The 16,621-nt window shown below is 58.7% G+C and carries 15 protein-coding genes and 1 tRNA gene; 9 read left to right on the top strand and 7 right to left on the bottom strand.

Annotation, left to right across the window (positions count from 1 at the left end; genetic code table 11):
• Positions 1-33: 33 nt before the first annotated feature.
• Complete coding sequence (locus tag I6L40_RS08435) at positions 34-510, bottom strand: PTS sugar transporter subunit IIA (RefSeq protein ID WP_071912067.1); 477 nt, start codon at positions 508-510, stop codon at positions 34-36.
• A 44-nt stretch (positions 511-554) separates the two neighbouring features.
• Entirely contained in the window at positions 555-2,306 is a 1,752-nt protein-coding gene (locus I6L40_RS08430; protein ID WP_156852271.1) for a PTS ascorbate-specific subunit IIBC, read from the bottom strand.
• Positions 2,307-2,817: 511 nt separating this feature from the next.
• On the opposite strand from I6L40_RS08430, the gene ulaG reads away from it, so the two are divergent.
• The 4 genes from ulaG (at position 2,818) to ulaR (ending at position 6,573) form a co-directional block, all read left to right on the top strand.
• The gene (ulaG, locus tag I6L40_RS08425; protein ID WP_156852272.1) at positions 2,818-3,885 is read left to right on the top strand and encodes an L-ascorbate 6-phosphate lactonase; all 1,068 of its coding nucleotides are present in this window, start codon (positions 2,818-2,820) and stop codon (positions 3,883-3,885) included.
• A 120-nt stretch (positions 3,886-4,005) separates the two neighbouring features.
• A complete protein-coding gene (locus I6L40_RS08420; protein WP_216995278.1) occupies positions 4,006-4,830 on the top strand; it encodes a Cof-type HAD-IIB family hydrolase in 825 nt (274 codons plus the stop codon).
• A 14-nt stretch (positions 4,831-4,844) separates the two neighbouring features.
• A complete protein-coding gene (locus tag I6L40_RS08415; protein WP_216995277.1) occupies positions 4,845-5,717 on the top strand; it encodes an L-ribulose-5-phosphate 3-epimerase in 873 nt (290 codons plus the stop codon).
• A gap of 97 nt (positions 5,718-5,814) precedes the next feature.
• Positions 5,815-6,573: an HTH-type transcriptional regulator UlaR gene (ulaR, locus tag I6L40_RS08410; RefSeq protein WP_021229102.1), complete on the top strand. Its 759-nt coding sequence runs from the start codon at positions 5,815-5,817 to the stop codon at positions 6,571-6,573.
• Between the two features lie 114 nt (positions 6,574-6,687).
• On the opposite strand, the gene I6L40_RS08405 is transcribed toward ulaR, so the two are convergent.
• Positions 6,688-6,775 (bottom strand) — tRNA-Ser (locus tag I6L40_RS08405).
• A 198-nt stretch (positions 6,776-6,973) separates the two neighbouring features.
• On the opposite strand from I6L40_RS08405, the gene I6L40_RS08400 reads away from it, so the two are divergent.
• The 3 genes from I6L40_RS08400 (at position 6,974) to I6L40_RS08390 (ending at position 10,323) form a co-directional block, all read left to right on the top strand.
• Positions 6,974-7,630, top strand: a complete 657-nt coding sequence (locus tag I6L40_RS08400; protein WP_033113039.1) for a Bax inhibitor-1/YccA family protein — start codon at positions 6,974-6,976, stop codon at positions 7,628-7,630.
• A gap of 164 nt (positions 7,631-7,794) precedes the next feature.
• Positions 7,795-9,948: a YccS family putative transporter gene (gene yccS / locus I6L40_RS08395; protein ID WP_216995276.1), complete on the top strand. Its 2,154-nt coding sequence runs from the start codon at positions 7,795-7,797 to the stop codon at positions 9,946-9,948.
• A 24-nt stretch (positions 9,949-9,972) separates the two neighbouring features.
• Complete coding sequence (locus tag I6L40_RS08390) at positions 9,973-10,323, top strand: TusE/DsrC/DsvC family sulfur relay protein (RefSeq protein ID WP_019446869.1); 351 nt, start codon at positions 9,973-9,975, stop codon at positions 10,321-10,323.
• Positions 10,324-10,435: 112 nt separating this feature from the next.
• Here I6L40_RS08390 and I6L40_RS08385 read toward each other — a convergent pair whose 3' ends face one another.
• The 3 genes from I6L40_RS08385 to I6L40_RS08375 all read right to left on the bottom strand — a co-directional run bounded on the left by I6L40_RS08385 (position 10,436) and on the right by I6L40_RS08375 (position 13,443).
• Positions 10,436-11,350: a Gfo/Idh/MocA family protein gene (locus I6L40_RS08385; protein WP_216995275.1), complete on the bottom strand. Its 915-nt coding sequence runs from the start codon at positions 11,348-11,350 to the stop codon at positions 10,436-10,438.
• Positions 11,351-11,556: 206 nt separating this feature from the next.
• A complete protein-coding gene (locus tag I6L40_RS08380; protein WP_043849411.1) occupies positions 11,557-11,943 on the bottom strand; it encodes a hypothetical protein in 387 nt (128 codons plus the stop codon).
• Positions 11,944-12,564: 621 nt separating this feature from the next.
• Positions 12,565-13,443: a LysR family transcriptional regulator gene (locus I6L40_RS08375; RefSeq protein ID WP_216995274.1), complete on the bottom strand. Its 879-nt coding sequence runs from the start codon at positions 13,441-13,443 to the stop codon at positions 12,565-12,567.
• 105 nt (positions 13,444-13,548) lie between these two features.
• Here I6L40_RS08375 and I6L40_RS08370 point away from each other — a divergent pair, with 105 nt between their 5' ends.
• Both I6L40_RS08370 and I6L40_RS08365 read left to right on the top strand, forming a co-directional pair.
• Positions 13,549-14,157 (top strand): short chain dehydrogenase, encoded by a 609-nt coding sequence (locus I6L40_RS08370; protein ID WP_005347588.1) that lies wholly within the window; start codon positions 13,549-13,551, stop codon positions 14,155-14,157.
• A gap of 183 nt (positions 14,158-14,340) precedes the next feature.
• Complete coding sequence (locus I6L40_RS08365) at positions 14,341-14,844, top strand: DinB family protein (protein WP_216995273.1); 504 nt, start codon at positions 14,341-14,343, stop codon at positions 14,842-14,844.
• 102 nt (positions 14,845-14,946) lie between these two features.
• Here the strand turns inward: I6L40_RS08365 and I6L40_RS08360 are convergent, their stop codons facing one another.
• On the bottom strand, positions 14,947-16,128 hold the full coding sequence (locus I6L40_RS08360) for a M28 family metallopeptidase (protein WP_216995272.1): 1,182 nt from the start codon (positions 16,126-16,128) through the stop codon (positions 14,947-14,949).
• Positions 16,129-16,621: the final 493 nt, after the last annotated feature.

Genomic DNA, 16,621 nt, shown 5'->3' with positions numbered 1-16,621 from the left:
TCCTGGGCCCCTTGCGGGGCTGCGTTGGGTGCCTCAGACCACTTGCGCCAGCGCCTGATCAATGACGTTGAATACATCTGCCGTGCTCTGGCACGCTCGCAGCTTGTCGAGGTTGATCCCGCTCTCGCTGTTTTCATCCTCCAGCACCTGAGTCACCTCCATCAGCCCCTCCATGTGTTCATCCGAGGTACTGCCCGCCAGCGTTACCAGCACGTCCACCGGCTCCTCTTCCCCTTCAAATTTCACCGGCGTGGTCAGGGTGACCAGTGCAAACGCCGTGCGATTGACTCCATCCTCCGGCCTTGCATGGGGCATCGCGAATTGGGGGGCAATCACGATATAGGGTCCCATCTTTTCAATGCTGCCGATGATCGCATCGTGGTAACGCGGCTCCACGGCGCCGGAGCGGATCAGCATGTCGGTGCCCAGCTTGATGGCGCTGCGCCAGTCGCTGGCGGCCGCGTTGAGCAATACAGAGTTGTTTTCCATCAGAGATTGTTTGAATTTCATCTTGTTCTCCTTGCCCGCGGCTACATGCAGCGAGGCTCATCGGCTTAATTTGCAAAGTTGTTCTTGATGATGCCCAGCAGTTCATCACCAAACGAATTGGGGTTGAGCATGTTCTGTACACCCAGCACGAATTTGCCCTCACCGGGGCTCATCTCGCCGGCCAGATGCTTGGAAGAGACGATGATGTCGGTGGTCTGCAGCTTGGTTTTGTAATCGGCCACGGCGCAGGAGTCCATGACATGGGGCACGCCACGCTGCTCGAGAAACTTGCCGATCTTCATCTTCATCATCATGGATGAGCCCTGACCGTTGCCGCATACCGCCAGGATCCGCACTGCATGTCCCCCTTTGGCACTCTCGACGGGCGAGGCTGGCTGATCGGCCGCTTCTTCTGCCACGGCGGCACTCGGGACAGCCATATCCTCTTCCATCCGCAGGGTGCGGGAAGCGAAGTACATATAGAGCCCGGCGCCGGCCAGCAATACCACGAAGAACAGGGAAGATAACGAGAGGCCCTGCATGATCACCGGGAATACCAGCGCCCAGTCAGCCATCCCCATCCAGCCGTTGAAGCTGGTGCCATTGACCGCGAACAGGTGGATAGCCCAGGCAGAGCCAAGCACCTCAATGATCCCCATGACGAAGCAGATCTTCATCACCGCTCGCCAGCCGCCAAAGTGGTTGGCGAACACCCCTATGGTGGCGTTGGAGAAGAACATGGGAATGAAGCCCGGGATAATCATGATGGGCGCCTGGAATGCCAGCAGGGCAAGCACAGCAAGGAACTGACCGATAGCCCCCCACATGAAGCCAAAGACCATGGCATTCGGCGAGTAGGCGTAGATAGCGGCGCAATCGATTGCCAGGACGGCGTTGGGAATGACCCGTTCGGAGATCCCCTTGAAGGCCTCGGAGAGTTCGGCAACGAACATCCGCACCCCCACCACGATGACCTGAATGGCGACCGCAAACTTGAGACCGGTTTCGAGAATGTAGATGGACCAGTGAGTCTGACCCGCCATCTGTTGCAGATTATCGAGGCCAAACGAGAGCAGGATGATACCGAAGAAGATGGTCATCACGATGGCGGTCGCCGTGATGCTGTCGTGGAAGATGTGCAGCCACTTTGGCAGCTTCAGGTGATCGACGCTCTCTTCCTTGTTGCCCAGTTTCGGCGCCACCTTGGTGGCAATCCAGGAGGCGACCTGTTGCTGGTGACCGATGGAGAACCCCGCTCCGCCGGTTACTTCCTGAGTCGGCTTGAACATGATGTTGGAGGAGATCCCCCAATAGAGCGCCATGATAATGGCGGAATAGAGGATGGTTTCCCACATCGAGGCGCCCATCACCATATAGAAAACCGCGATCAGACCCACCTGCTGAAACATGATGTGGCCGGTCAGCATGATGGTGCGGATCCCGGTATAGCGCCGCAGCAACACCAACAGAATATTGAGGGCAAGGGCCAGCAATACCGCATAGCCGACCCAGGAGTAGTTCTCTCCCATGGTTTCCATGGTCGCCATCATGGTGGTGTAGGGATCAATCACTGAACCGGTGAGGTGATGATATTCCGCAATTTTGTCCACCACCGGCTTGAAGCCTGCCACCAGCGTACTGGCGCCCACCTGCACCAGCATGAAACCGACGATGGTCTTCACGGTGCCCTTGACGACCGTCGTGCCATCCTGCTTGAGCAACAGGTAGCCAATACAGGTCACCAGCCCCAACAGCAGGGGTGCCTTGGTCATCACCTGACTGTAAAAGATGTAAAAAGCGTTGTAGAGGGTTTCCATATTTATGCTCCGTCCAGATGAGGACAACTCATGGCTATTGGATTGGTGCGGACATCTCACCATTCATATGGGCATTGCGTTACCTGACGCCCCGCGAGCAGATTCAACTGCCACCACTCACTATCAAATCCAAAATAATCATACATAATCACACTGTGATTTATTGTGATGAAGATCGAGGTCGGGAGAATCTCTTTTTCCACCATCCGGATGTGAAATTTCGGTTAAAAGGGTACTCAAAGCCGCATGAAAGGATTCAAAGAATCCCTGAAAATAGGCGGCAAATAAGTAAACCCAATAAATACAATCACTTAAAAACATGCTCATCTCTTGATTGTGATATGCCGCAATTAATCTCACAAAACAATCATCACAATCATTGATAATCACAATGACGGGTAATATAGTCACAACCAATCAAAGCAAATCACTGACTCGCAACCATGCAAGTCATGTCATCACCCGATGAATCACCACTGTGTGAACCATCCAAATCAGAAAGGTATGTGAGATGAGCAAGATTGAAGAAATCACCCGTGAATCATGGATCCTCAGCACCTTCCCCGAGTGGGGCACCTGGCTGAATGAAGAGATTGAGCAGGAAGAGGTCAAACCGAATACCTTCTCCATGTGGTGGCTGGGTTGCACCGGTATCTGGCTGAAGTCTGCCGGCAATACCAACATCTCCATCGACTTCTGGTGCGGCACGGGCAAGCGAACCCATGGCAATCCCTACATGAACAAGCAGCACCAGATGATGCGGATGGGGGGCGTGCGCAAGCTGCAACCCAACCTGAGAACCTCACCTTTCGTGCTCGATCCTTTCGGGATTAAAGATATCGATGCAGTGCTCGCTACCCACGATCATGCCGACCATATCGACGTCAATGTGGCGGCTGCCGTGCTGCAAAACTGTGGGGAGCATGTGAAGTTCATCGGCCCGAAAGCCTGTGTCGACCTCTGGTTGCGCTGGGGGGTGCCTGCCGAGCGTTGCGTGGTAGCCCGCGTAGGTGACGAGATCCCGGTGGGCGATATCGTGATCCAGGTACTCGATGCCTTTGACCGTACCGCGCTGGTCACCCTGCCGGCGGGGGTCTCCTCCACCGACAAGAGCATTCTGGATGGCATGGATGATCGGGCAGTGAACTATCTGGTCAAGACATCCGGGGGCAACCTCTACCACTCGGGTGATTCTCACTACTCCAACTACTACGCCAAGCATGGCAATGACTACCAGATCGATGTGGCGCTGCTCTCTTATGGCGAGAACCCCCGCGGCGTGACCGACAAGATGACCTCATCAGACATCTTGCGGGCCGGGGAGTCCCTCAACACCAAGGTGGTGATCCCGTTCCACCACGATATCTGGGCCAACTTCCAAAGTGATCCCCGCGAGATCGAAGTGCTCTGGAACATGAAAAAGGATCGCCTCGGCTATCGCTTCAGCCCCTTCTTCTGGCAAGTCGGTGGCAAATACACCTTCCCGACCGACCAGAGCAAGCTGCACTACCAGCACCCGCGCGGGTTCGATGACATCTTCATCGATGAGCCGGAGCTGCCTTACAAATCCTTCCTGTAAGCACGCCCTGTCATACGTCGGGTAATACGAGGGAGGGTGATGGAGATGGGCCAGCAAAGCTGTCATCTCAATCACCCCCTCTATTACCCCCACCTCACCGGATAACAAGAAGATCAGACGATGCGCTATCACGCCCTGGCCCTCGATCTCGATGGCACCACCCTGACCAGTGCTCACACCATCATGCCGGCCGTCAAAGAGGCCATCATGAGGATCAAGGAGCAGGCCACCGTCATGCTGGTCACCGGCAGACACCACACAGCCGCCCACCCCTATCACCACGAACTGGGGCTGACCACTCCCATCATCTGCTGCAACGGCACCTACGTTTACGACTACGACCGGCGCGCCGTGCTGGCAGAGAACGCCATTCCCCATGAACTGGCACAACGCTTTATCGCGCTGGCAAGGGAGCACCGGCTCAACCTCGTCATGTATGTCACTGACCGCATGGTCTACTCCGCTCATCAGCCGGTGCGCTACGTGGCGGCCCTGCAGCAGTGGGCCAGTGGCTTTGCGCCGCCGATCCAGCCGCAGGTAGCCAGTGTTGACTCGTTTGAAGAGGAGCTGGCCAACAGCAGCCATGTCTGGAAGTTCGTGGCCGAGGGAGAGATCACCGCCATTCAGGCCTTCTCACATCACCCCTGGGTACGCGAACACTTCAGTGGCGAGCAATCATGGGCCAATCGGGTCGATTTTGCCCGCCGCGGCAACAGCAAGGGAGCGCGACTGCAGGATTATCTGGACCAGCAAGGGATCAGCCCAGCGCGACTGGTCGCCATCGGCGACAACCACAACGACACCTCCATGCTCTGCCTCGCAGGGATGGGCATCGCCATGGCCAATGCCGAGCAGGAGGTCAAGCAGATGGCCAACCGGGTCACCTGCGAGAGCAACGACGAGGGCGGGATCCTCGAGGTATTGAACCGCTATTTCCCTATCTGACTACAGGAGCTTGTATGCACCACTTTGACCATGCCTTACGCCTCGGCCTTTATGAAAAAGCGATGCCCTCTGCACTGGAGTGGCAAGAGAAAATTCTGTCGGCCAAGAAGCTTGGCTTTGATTTCATCGAGATATCCATTGATGAATCAGATGAAAAACTGCAACGGCTCGATTGGTCAGATAGCGAAATCTATCGGCTCAGACGCCTGTGCGAGCAGCACAGCTTGCCGTTGCACTCCATGTGCCTGAGCGCCCATCGCCGCTTTCCGTTTGGTTCGCAGGATCCGACCATCCGCGCGCAGGCGGCCATCATCATGGAAAAAGCGATCAATCTGGCATACAAGCTCGGCATTCGCTGCATCCAGCTGGCGGGCTACGACGTCTATTACGAACCGCAAAGCGACGAGACCCACCGCCACTTCATCGACGGGATGAAGGCGGCAGCCAAAATGGCGGAACGGGCAGGCATCATGCTGGGTGTGGAGATCATGGATACCCCCTATCTCAACTCCCTCAGCAAATTCGAGGTGCTGAAAAAGCAGATCCCCTCCCCCTACTTCATGGCCTATCCGGATGTCGGCAATATCACCGGCTGGAACTATGACACCTGCACCGAGCTGCAATTGAGTGCAGACCATATCGTGCAGATCCACCTCAAAGACACCCGCAAGGTAACGGCCAATGGCAGCGGGCAGTTCCGTGATCTGGTCATTGGCGAAGGAGAGGTCGACTTTGCCGCCATTTTCAACACTCTGGCAAAAATCGGTTACAACGGCCCTCTGGTGCTGGAGATGTGGGCCAAGGATGAAGAGTGGGCCAGCAACCTGAAAACGGCCAAGGGGCGACTGGTCGAACACGCTCGGCAAGCCGGTCTGGCGATCGCCTGAACGCCCATTATCAGAAGAGTAAACAAGGTTGCTGTCATCGACACCCATGCGCGATATAATCACCACCCAATCAGATTCAATCATCATCAGGCATGATATGACAGAAGCACATCGCCATAACGCCATTTTGGAACTGCTCAATCAGAAACGTCATCTGTCGGTCAACAGCATAATGCAAGCCTTTGATATTTCTCCGGCCACTGCGCGCCGCGATATCAACAAGCTCAATGACTCCGGCAAGCTGCGCAAGGTGCGCAACGGGGCCGAAGCCCTGATGCAGGCCAGAAAGGCCCACTGGTCTCCTCTCGACAGCAATGAAAGCCTCAATCACAGCGAAAAGGTGCGCATCGCCCAGGCGGCGGCTGCGCTGATCAAACCGGGGGAAAGCGCGGTCATCAACTGTGGCTCTACCGCCTTCGTGCTGGGTCAGGAGATCTGCGGGCAGGATGTTCAGGTCATCACCAACTACTTCCCGCTCGCCAACTACCTGATCGAGAATGACCATGACGGCGTGGTGATCATCGGCGGTCAATACAACAAGTCGCAATCCATCACCCTGGCACCGCAGGACGAGATCTCCTCCCTCTATGCCGGGCACTGGATGTTTACCAGCGGCAAGGGTGTCACCGCAGATGGTCTCTACAAGATGGATATGCTGACCGCCATGGCGGAGCAGAAGATGCTCAACCACGTCGGCCGACTGGTGGTACTGGCCGACAGCAGCAAGGTGGGACAACGGGCAGGTATGCTGTTTTGCGCCGCCAGCAAGATCGACATTCTGATCACCGGCAAGGATGCGGATAAAGAGGTTATCGAGCAGATCAAAGCCAAAAATGTGCAGGTCATTCTGGTCTAGGACATAAAGTGCCAGGGCGCTTTGTAGGCGCCTTCATTAAAGGCCATTTTCGGCCAGAAACCGCAGATACAAAAAAGCCCAAGCGGGTGACCGCTTGGGCTTTCTCTTTGAATATGGCGGAGGAGGTGGGATTTGAACCCACGGATGGTCGCCCATCGCCGGTTTTCAAGACCGGTGCATTCAGCCGCTCTGCCACCCCTCCGAACGGCGAGCATACTACGTCAAGCGCTTGTTCATATGCAATACATATTTCCTGTGGGATAGTGTGCGGGAGCAAAATGGCAGGTGGCTTGAAATTGTTCCTCGTCATCCCTATTTGTTCTTCATAGAATGCTTAGGCTTTAAGTGATGACGAGACGGCCGCTCGCCGCCTCAACAGGACACCAAGAGGACACCCAAGATGGATACCCGTTCTATCTACACCGGCACCCAGAGTGCCGCACGCGATACCAACAAGGTGCTGCGTAACACCTATATGCTGCTCTCCCTCACCCTCGGCTTCTCTGCCGTGGTGGCGGGCATCGCGACCGTAATGAACATGCCGCCGCTGCACTGGGCCATCTTCCTCATCGGCGTATACGGTCTGATGTTCCTGACCGAGAAGAACCGCAACAACAGCATGGGCCTGGTATTCACCTTCGCCCTGACCGGTCTGCTGGGCTATAGCCTGGGCCCCATCATCAACATGTACATGAACAATGGTGGTGGCGAGATCGTGATGACCGCCCTTGGCGGCACCGCGCTCACCTTCTTCGGTCTGTCGGCCTATGCCCTGACTACCAAGCGTGACCTCTCTTTCATCGGCGGCATGCTGTTCGTCGGTTTCTGGGTACTGCTGGTGGCCATGATTGCCAACATCTTCCTGCAGATGAGCGCCCTGAGCCTGGCCCTATCCGCCATGTTCATGCTCTTCTCCTCCGGGGCCATCCTGCTGACTACCCAGCAGATCGTGCGCGGCGGCGAGACCAACTACATCTCCGCCACCGTCACTCTGTATGTCTCTATCTACAACATTTTCCTGAGCCTGCTGAGCCTGCTTGGCGGCAACCGCAACTAATCAAAAACCCCGCTTCGGCGGGGTTTTTATTGGCTCCTGTTTCTGTCAGGATAAGTTGCAAATCAAGGATATGATGCGAAGCGGCCCTGATCCAAATCAGGGCCGCTTCTCGCTTGGCGGGGTAACATCCTGCCCTCGTTTCGTTCAAGGGTTGTTCCTGTTTCATGCCGATGGATCTCTCTGGCCTGCTGCGCCGACTGCTGACCGATAGTCACATCTACTTCGCCCTCAAGGTGCTGCTGGCCATTATCGGTCTGCTCGCCTTCACCCTGGCCACCGGCAATATCCAGCTCACCGTGCTGCTCTCCCTCGGGGTAGTGGCGGGCGCCATCGCCGAAACCGACGACAGCCTGTGGGGACGGCTCAAAAACCTCGCCATGACGCTCATCTGCTTCATGTTTGCGTCCCTGTGCGTGCAGTATCTCTACCCCACCCCCTGGCTGTTTGCCATTGGGCTCGCCAGCTCCACCTTTATCTTCGTGATGGTGGGGGCGCTCGGCGCCCGCTATGCCACCATCAGCTTCGGCTCGCTGCTGATCGCCATCTACACCATGCTGGGGGCCGCCAAGGCGCCGGATCTCTTCTACCAGCCGCTGGCACTCGGCGCAGGCGCCCTCTGGTACGGGCTGGTCTCGTTTATCTGGCTCTGGCTGCTGCCCTACAAGACCCTGCACGAGCAGCTGGCCCAGAGCTACTTCGCCCTTGGTCGCTACCTGCTGGAAAAGTCCCGCTTCTTCCCGGCGGACGAGCACGGCGCCCAGGCCATTCGCCACAATCTGGCCCAGCTCAATATCAATCTGGTGAGTGCGCTGACCCTCACCAAGTCGGCCCTCAACGCCCGCCTGAGCCGCCGCCATCCGGCGAGCCCCGAGCTTGCCAGCCTGCTGCGCCTCTACCTGCTGGCGCTGGAAATTCACGAGCGCGCCACCTCCAGCCACTACCCCTACAGCCGGCTGGAAGCGGAGCTCAAGCAGGGCATAGTACTGGAAGGATTTCAGGAGGTGTTCCTGCAGCTCTCCGAGGCGTGCCAGCGGCTCGGTTACGCCATTCTGGTCCACAAGCCCTATGCCCATAACAAGCGCATACACTGGACGCTGGAAGCCCTCGGTGATCAGCTGGAGTTCACCAATCTCAAGCAGCACTACCCGAAAACCCTGCTGACGCCGATGAAGTTCCTGCGCCGCAATCTGGCCAGCATCAATCAGCTGCTCGGCAGCGCCGAAGTGCTGCAAAACCCCGAGCAGCCGGAGCAGGAGCTGCCCGCGCTGGCGCGGCCGCCCCGCCTGCCGCTGTTGACCCAGCTCAAGCAGCACCTCACCTTGCACTCCATGGTGTTTCGCCACGCGCTGCGTTTGTCACTCGGGCTGGTGATCGGCTACGGCATACTGCAAGCCTTTGATCTGGAAAAGGGCTACTGGATTTTGCTGACCGTGCTGTTTGTCTGCCAGCCCAGCTACAGCGCCACCCGCCGCCGACTGGTGCAGCGGATGCTCGGCACCTTCGCCGGTATTCTGGTGGGTATTCCGGTGCTCTGGCTCTTCCCCGAGCTGCACGTCCAGCTGGTGGTGATGGGGCTGGCCGCCTTCCTGTTTTTCACCCAGGTGCGCAACAACTACAGCGCCGCGGTCTGCTTTATCACCCTCTATGTGCTGATGGCGTTCAACCTGCTTGATGGCATCGGCTTTGCCATTCTGGGGCCGCGGCTGCTCGATACCCTGCTCGGCTGTCTGATCTCCTACGGGCTGGTGGCCTGGCTCTGGCCGGACTGGCAGTACAAGCGGCTGCCGACGCTTATCGCCAACTCGCTCTCGGCCAACGCCCGCTACCTCTCGGCAGTGCTGGCAAGCCTCAAGCAGCAGCGGGACGAGTCCATCGACTATCGGGTGGCGCGCAAGAGCGCCCATCTGGCGGACAGCGAACTGGCCACCGCCTGGCAGAGCATGCTGGTGGAGCCGCAAAAGCGCCGCCGCTTCCTCGATCTCTGCTTTACCCTCACCTGGCGCAACCACGCCCTGCTCTCCTACATCTCGGCGCTGGGGGCCCATCGCGACAAGCTGGAGGCCATCAGCGGGCTGGATGAGGTGCGCCACCACATCTGCCACACCCTGGAGCAGGCCGCCGGTCATCTGGCGGGCAACCCTTCCAGCTCCATCGGTGGTCAGTGCCCCATCATTAGCGCAGACAGCAGCGAGGAGCAGCTGATGCTGACCCAACAGCTCAACCTGATCAGCGAGCTGGCGGATCAGCTGCTGCATCTGGCCAACGAGAGCCGGTTGCTCACCGGGGATCAAGGCGCTACCATGCCCGCCCAATCCTGATAGCCCCATTAGCGAGGAGCCCTCATGTCTGCGTCCGAAAAACATCAGCTGGAATTCAACGGCCAACTCATCGAGACCGATGCCAAGGGCTACCTGCTCAACAGCAACGACTGGAGCGAGGAGCTGGCGCTGGTGCTGGCCGCGCAGGAGGGGATCACGCTTGAGGAGCCGCACTGGGAAGTGGTGCGCTTTGTGCGCGCCTTCTATCTGGAGTTCAACACCTCTCCCGCCATCCGGGCGCTGGTCAAGGCGATGGAGAAGCAGTACGGCCCCGAGAAGGGCAACAGCCGCTACCTCTACAAGCTGTTCCCGGAAGGGCCAGCCAAGCAGGCGACCAAGATTGGCGGCCTGCCCAAACCGGTGAAGTGCATCTGATCCCATGCATCTCATCCCATAACAACGGGGGGCCGCAACTGCGGCCCCCGTTGTTTTTGGTGCGCTATCGTCGCGCACCTCGTATTCACATCCCTCAGGCTTCCAGCCAGCCTTATCCCCGCTTGTCAGCCAGCGCCACCAACTGCTCTGCCAGCCGGTGACCGTGCAGGTAGGAGGCGATCAGCTCGCTATCTGCCTTGCCGATTTCAATCTGCTGATACCAGTGCTCCAGCATGGTGGCAAAGCCGCGCTGGGCCAGCACCGGCTGCCAGTCGTTGGGACTAAGCATCTGTGCCTGCTTGTCGCGGGCGATGCTGCCGCGGGTACAGTTCTCAAGGTGCAGGGAGAGATTGTCGCCGTAGGCATCGATGCGCTCCTCGGTGATCCCGGCGCTGCGGTTCATGCTGCCGCTGATGGCGCGATCGCCGCTCTGCCAGCTGACGCTGACCCCGGCCAACAGGCTGTTGTCCTTCGCATCCGGTCGCAAGACCGCATGAAAGTCGCCGCCCGGCACGCCGCCATAGAAGCAGAGGCTGTCGAGCACATGGATAAAGTCGTCGAACATAAAATCCCGCGCCTTGCCCGGCAGGGCGAAGCGGTGTTTCTGCCAGTTAAGCTCGGTGAGCGGCTGGGTGCGGGCCTCGGCCATGGCGGGCAGATAGCGGCGGTTAAAACCGGTAAAGAGGGGGCAATCTTGCGCGATGGCGAGATTGGCCAGCGCCTCGGCCTCGGCCAGATTGTCGCACAGGGGCTTGTCGACAAAGGTGGGGATACCGGCGCGCAGGCACTGCTCGGCCAGCTCGCGGTGAACGGCGGTGGCGGCGTGGATCATCACGGCGTCGGGGCGGCTGGCCAGCAGGGCCGCCACATCGGTAACGCACTCGGCGACCCGATACTGGCGGGCGAGCTTTTCCAGCACAGCTGGATTGCGGGTGCAGAGCAGCGGGGTGACCCGCTCATCGCTGGCAAGCAGCGGCAGATAGGCTTTTTGGGCGATATCCCCCAAACCAATCATGGCAATGCGCATGACAACTCCTTGTTTTATCTGGCAAGCGTGTGAAGGGTTGCGGCAACGACTCTTGCGGCAACCCGGCAATGCAAACTGGCCGACAGGGTAACACTCCCCTCTCGCCGCCTCCATCGGCGGCACCAAAAACAGCAGGGGCGACCCGCTGGTCGCCCCTGTCGATTAATCCCTTGCCTCTCCGGCCAGCCAATGGCGGCCTGCGGGCATCAGCCCCGTGACAGCCCTTTGAGGGACTGGCAGTCGTAGTAGGTGATGCGCGGCTTGTCGTTGTAGTTAAGATCGATCACCCCGAACAGCATCTTCTGGGCCGGCAGATAGATGTGAACGTAGTTGGCCTGCTTGGCATCGGCGACCTTGAGACTCTCCTGACTGTTGTTCATGTAGGAGTTGAGCATGCCGGCGGTGCTGTAACGCTCCAGCAAGTTCATTGGCATCTCTTCGTTGTGCTTGAGGGTGCAGTTGTTCTCCGGCTTGGGCGGGAACTGACCAATAACCACTTTGCGCCCTTCCGGACTGGTCTTGTCGACAGAGGTCATGCTGCCTGCACAAGCAGTCAGCAGCAGAGCGGGCAATAACAGAAACAGTTTTTTCATGGAACCTGAACTCACAAAATGAGGCCATCCCGGCCCGGGTTTTCGCCGCGGTGGGGGCCGGAGCATCTGCCGCCAGCCTCACCGCCGTCGCTTGTTATATAGGTCTCGCCAAGGCGAGTGGCGCGCATCTTCACACCCCGCCCGTCGATATTCAATCACTATTCAATCAATAGGACGGGAAGAGTGTAACCAGATATTTCATGGGGTTATCCAGCCTGCGCCGGACGCGCTTTGCCGCCCTTTTCAGCCAACCAGCCGATCGGCGCCAGGCCCCATCCTTGCTGGCCTTGGGGCCGACTCCCCTTGCCTCTTTTGGCCGCTGTTATCTGGTGATCGGGGGAACGATTTGCCTCGCCCCTCCCCCTTGGGTTCGCCTCTGCCTGCGGCCAATCGTTTCACCTATGTAACGCTTTAAGGGATTCATGTTTCACCTGCGCAAAAATCAGGGTTGGGCTACTAGCGGCGGTTGGCTGGCAGGGACGAGCAGCGCTCGTCCGACTGGATCACAAGGGATTGGCCGAGCGGGAGAAAGGTGGGACGGGGCTGAACAGGATGGCAGGTGATGGCCGGACAAGGGCTTGTCCTCAACCGGCCTCACCGGCCCGAACGCATGTGGTGCGATCAGGCGGAAGCGAGCGGGGTGGCGGCCTTGATCACCTCGGCCAGCCATTCGATGGCGAGATTCCCTTGACTTTTGCGATGTCTGCCGACCACCACCTCGAATTGTTGCGGCGCCCCGGCCAGCTCCAGCACGCGAAAATCGCCGAGGGCGGCGATGGCCGACGGAATGCAGGCCGCAACATCATTGACCGACATAAAGGCTTGCAGCGAGGTGTAGCAGGGGAGCGTCGCCACCGCCGCGCTGGCAACCTGCTGCGGGCTCATCTGCCCTTCGAAATTGCCGACGCTGTTGGCGAACTGCACAAAGGGGATGGCAGCCATATCCTGCGGAGCGTTGTCCGGAATATATCGGGAGTCGCGGCGCAGCACGCAGCAGTAGTGATCCCGGCGCAGGGTGGTGCGCAGCAACCCCGGGTCGAGATAGGCATCAAAACCAATCACCAGATCGACCTCGCCGCTGGCCAGCGCCTCCAGATGCTGCTCGGTCTGAAAGTCCACCACATCGAGCCGGATGGAGGGCGCCTGAGTGCGCAGGGCGCTCGCCAGCCTTGGGATAATGGCGAGCTGGGCATACTCGTTGGCCATCACCCTGAAGGTGCGCTGGCTGCTGGCGGGATCGAAGGGTGCTGCCACAAAGACCCCGTCGATATCGGCCAGGATCTGCTCGAACCTGGCGGCCAGCTCGCAGGCGTAATCGGTCGGCTGCAACCCGGCGCTCTGGCGGATAAAGAGCTGGGAGGGAAAGAGATCGCGCAGCTTTTTCAAATGGCTGCTCACCCCCTGCTGGGAGATCTCCAGCAGCTCGGCCACCCGCGACACACTCTTGTATCTCACCAGCAGCACCAGCACCCGCATCTGCCTGATATCGATCTTCTCCACCCTTACCTCACCAATTTCAGTTGTATCACATACAAATTACCCATGATTTACATTGTATCAGTGGCTCTCTAACCTTGCAGCTCTTCCAGCAAAGCGAGGTTAACGATGAAAACTGTCATTCTGATTGGTGCTCAGGGGAAAATGGGGCAAGCCGCCCTCAGTGGTTTGGGCAAGCACAAAGTGATCACCGCCAGCCGCTCCGGCGAGGGGTGTGATTTTCAGGTGGATATCACCAGCCGAGAGTCCATCGAGCGGCTCTACCAAAACGTGGGTTCCTTCGATGCGGTGGTCAATACCGCAGGATTTTGCGAATACGCCCCCTTTGGCGAGATGAGCGACGAGCAGTGGCAAACCACCATCCAGAGCAAGCTGATGGGCCAGATCAATCTGGTCAATATCGGCCTCAACTACATCAATCAGGGGGGCTCCTTCACCCTGATCTCCGGCATCCTCAATATCAAGCCGATCCCGCTGGCCATTGCCGATGCCACCACCAGCGGCGCCATCGATACCTTTGTCCAGTGCGTGGCCCACGAGCTGCCCCGTGGCATTCGCATCAATGTGGTCAACCCGACCGTGCTGGAAGAGGCGTGGGACGTATATGGCGAGATGATGCCGGGCTTTCAGCCGGTGCCGGGCGCTTTGGTCGGCAAGGCATTTGAGCGCTCCGTCGATGGCTTTATTAGCGGTCAGGTGCTCTATGTCGATGCCTGATCCGGTTCAGGTGTGACCCCAATGCCTTTGTAACTCCTTGTCGATGTTTTTCCTCTTCCCCGAAAGCGCCAGCTCTCGGGGCTTTTTGTATGGCGGGGGCAGAACAGCAGCAGAACGGGTTTCGTATTGAGCCCATTTTGGCTACCATGCCGCACTTCACGAAGCGACAAGGGCAAGGACGCGATGAGCAACAAGACACTGCAATCCCTCTTTCACTACAAACGCTGGGCCGATGGCGAGCTGCTGGATGCCATCGCCACGCTCGATGCGCAGCAATATGGCGAGGCCCACCACACCAGCCTCAGGATCTTCAACCATATCCATGTGGTCGATGCCATCTTCAAGGCCAATCTGCTGGGGGAACGCCACGGCTTTACCGCCACCAATACCCCGGAGACGCCGACCCTCACCGCCCTGCACAGCGCAGTCACCGAGCTGGATAACTGGCTGGTGGATTACGTCGCGGCTCTGGGCCCGCAAGAGGGAGCAACCCCGCTCTCGTTTCGCTTTGTCGATGGTGACAAGGGGCAGATGAGCCGCGACGAAATGCTGCTCCATCTGGTAACTCATGGCGGCTATCACAGGGGCGCCATCGGGCGGATTCTGGTGCAGTGCGGCATCACGCCGCCGCGCGATACCCTGACCACCTTTTTGCATCGCAGCGAGCCGCAGCGGCGCAACCGCTGATCCCGGCACCGGCAGCCACCACAGCTCACAGGTTTATGGAGATAGAAATAAAGGAAGGAAGCCGAGACTTCCCTCCTTTTGGCTTGCACAGCGGCCTGTGACTCAGTTTATCTTACCCATTTCGACGGCAAAGCTGGTCGCCAGCTGGGCAAACTTGAGAGCGTGGCCAGCCGAGGGATCCGAGTTTTGCAACGTATCCTGCGCCGTGTGGATCCTGGGGTTGTATTCGCTAAAGCGTGACTCGAACGGCATGGCGGCGGGGTAGCCCTGATTGTGCCAGGAGGCGTGATCCGAGCAACCATAGCCACAGCTGTCATAGCCATAGCTGACTTGTGGCAGGTAGGCATCGATCAGCTGGGTGAGGTAGCCGGTCAGCCCCTTGTCGGTGTAGTCGGTCATAAAGACGATGTCGCTCGCCGAGCCCTTGTAGTTGGTCATGTCCAGCTGGAGCGCGGCCAATACTTTGGTGTTGGCCGCCTTGTAGCGGCTGGCGATATCCTTGGAGCCTCGCAAGCCCACCTCCTCTGCCGCATAGCCGATAAATTGCAGGGTGCGCTCCGGCTGGCGGCCCTGCTCGGCGATGACCCGCAGCACCTCGGTCAGGGTAGCGATGCCGGAGGCGTCATCATCGGCGCCAGGGGCCAGCGTCTTGCTGTTGGGGGCCGAGCCTGCGGTGGAATCGAGATGGCCACCGAGCACCACTACTTCGTCCGGATAGCGGCTCCCCTTGAGGGTCAGCACCACCGATTGTTGCGGGTAACCGCTATGTTTGACCCGGCTGACGCTGGCCCATGGCAGGGTGCTGCCGAGGCTCTGCCACTGGCTGGCCACCCAGTCGGCGGATTGCGTGCCGGTGGGGGTGGTGTAGTAGCGGTTGCGCCAGCCGGACAGCTTGCTGATGGTGCTGGCGATATTGCCCTGATCCAGATGGGGCAGCAGCCGGTTGACACTGGCCCCCTGGGTCAACGGCGGGGCGCTGAACAGGTTTTGGCTAAGGGGCTGGGCCATGCTCTGCAGCGCATCGGCCAGGGTCGTGTGCACCACATAGCCACCGCAGCGCTGGTGCCCCTCGTGCATCAGGTGCGAGAGGGAGCCAAGCTCGCTTGCCTCAATCTGGGCCAGCTGGACGGGCGCCCCGCTGGCACTGAACAGAGGGGAGAGCTTGGCATTGACCTGCTTGAGTTCAACCCCGCTATCGGCCCCAATCGTGATCCACACAGGCGCCCCCGCCTGAACGGCAAGGGGAATCAGGGGGAGCAAGAGGGCTGCAGTCATCGCTTTCATGTCGGATCCTTCCGGTTATGGTTAACAGTAAACAGGCTTAATAGGTCTCATAAGAAGACCAAGCTAGTCTAGTCACCCACTGCCATTAAATCGACCACTCCATGCACCAAATGGCACCACCTGATGTAAAGCGCGCCAGCCGGGGGTTTTATCTCTACCGGGCCTCCTGCTTTTCCCTCCCCGCCCCTGTTGCCCTGCCCGCACCGCCCCTTGATTGTTCCACCTGTGCAACAGCTCTTCGTTTATGCGTTGCACCAGTAAAACAATCTGATGGGTGCCAGCACCCGACCATAGCCGCAGGATGGCCAGCAGCCAGCGCCCGATCACTGTCTGGTTGGTAGCGAGGTGGCAGAGCAAGAAGAGTTTGATAGAGGTCAAAAAACGAGACGTTTCTGATATTTACATCACTTTAAGGCTCGCCGAAGCAGTTCCGTTTGGCTTACCATGGCCATCCAGAACCTGTTGAACTGCGATGGGTTGCTGCCAGCGCGGG

Origin of the sequence: Aeromonas sp. FDAARGOS 1410 (assembly GCF_019048745.1) — a bacterium.
GTDB classification, from domain to species: domain Bacteria; phylum Pseudomonadota; class Gammaproteobacteria; order Enterobacterales; family Aeromonadaceae; genus Aeromonas; species Aeromonas jandaei.
Note: the sequence above shows the minus strand (reverse complement) of the source record. Positions and strands in the feature narration are given on the sequence as shown.

Coding starts and splice junctions, on each gene's coding strand:
- I6L40_RS08435 (WP_071912067.1), bottom strand. CDS start 510: ATGAAATTCAAACAATCTCTGATGGAAAACAACTCTGTATTGCTCAAC.
- I6L40_RS08430 (WP_156852271.1), bottom strand. CDS start 2,306: ATGGAAACCCTCTACAACGCTTTTTACATCTTTTACAGTCAGGTGATG.
- ulaG (WP_156852272.1), top strand. CDS start 2,818: ATGAGCAAGATTGAAGAAATCACCCGTGAATCATGGATCCTCAGCACC.
- I6L40_RS08420 (WP_216995278.1), top strand. CDS start 4,006: ATGCGCTATCACGCCCTGGCCCTCGATCTCGATGGCACCACCCTGACC.
- I6L40_RS08415 (WP_216995277.1), top strand. CDS start 4,845: ATGCACCACTTTGACCATGCCTTACGCCTCGGCCTTTATGAAAAAGCG.
- ulaR (WP_021229102.1), top strand. CDS start 5,815: ATGACAGAAGCACATCGCCATAACGCCATTTTGGAACTGCTCAATCAG.
- I6L40_RS08400 (WP_033113039.1), top strand. CDS start 6,974: ATGGATACCCGTTCTATCTACACCGGCACCCAGAGTGCCGCACGCGAT.
- yccS (WP_216995276.1), top strand. CDS start 7,795: ATGCCGATGGATCTCTCTGGCCTGCTGCGCCGACTGCTGACCGATAGT.
- I6L40_RS08390 (WP_019446869.1), top strand. CDS start 9,973: ATGTCTGCGTCCGAAAAACATCAGCTGGAATTCAACGGCCAACTCATC.
- I6L40_RS08385 (WP_216995275.1), bottom strand. CDS start 11,350: ATGCGCATTGCCATGATTGGTTTGGGGGATATCGCCCAAAAAGCCTAT.
- I6L40_RS08380 (WP_043849411.1), bottom strand. CDS start 11,943: ATGAAAAAACTGTTTCTGTTATTGCCCGCTCTGCTGCTGACTGCTTGT.
- I6L40_RS08370 (WP_005347588.1), top strand. CDS start 13,549: ATGAAAACTGTCATTCTGATTGGTGCTCAGGGGAAAATGGGGCAAGCC.
- I6L40_RS08365 (WP_216995273.1), top strand. CDS start 14,341: ATGAGCAACAAGACACTGCAATCCCTCTTTCACTACAAACGCTGGGCC.
- I6L40_RS08360 (WP_216995272.1), bottom strand. CDS start 16,128: ATGAAAGCGATGACTGCAGCCCTCTTGCTCCCCCTGATTCCCCTTGCC.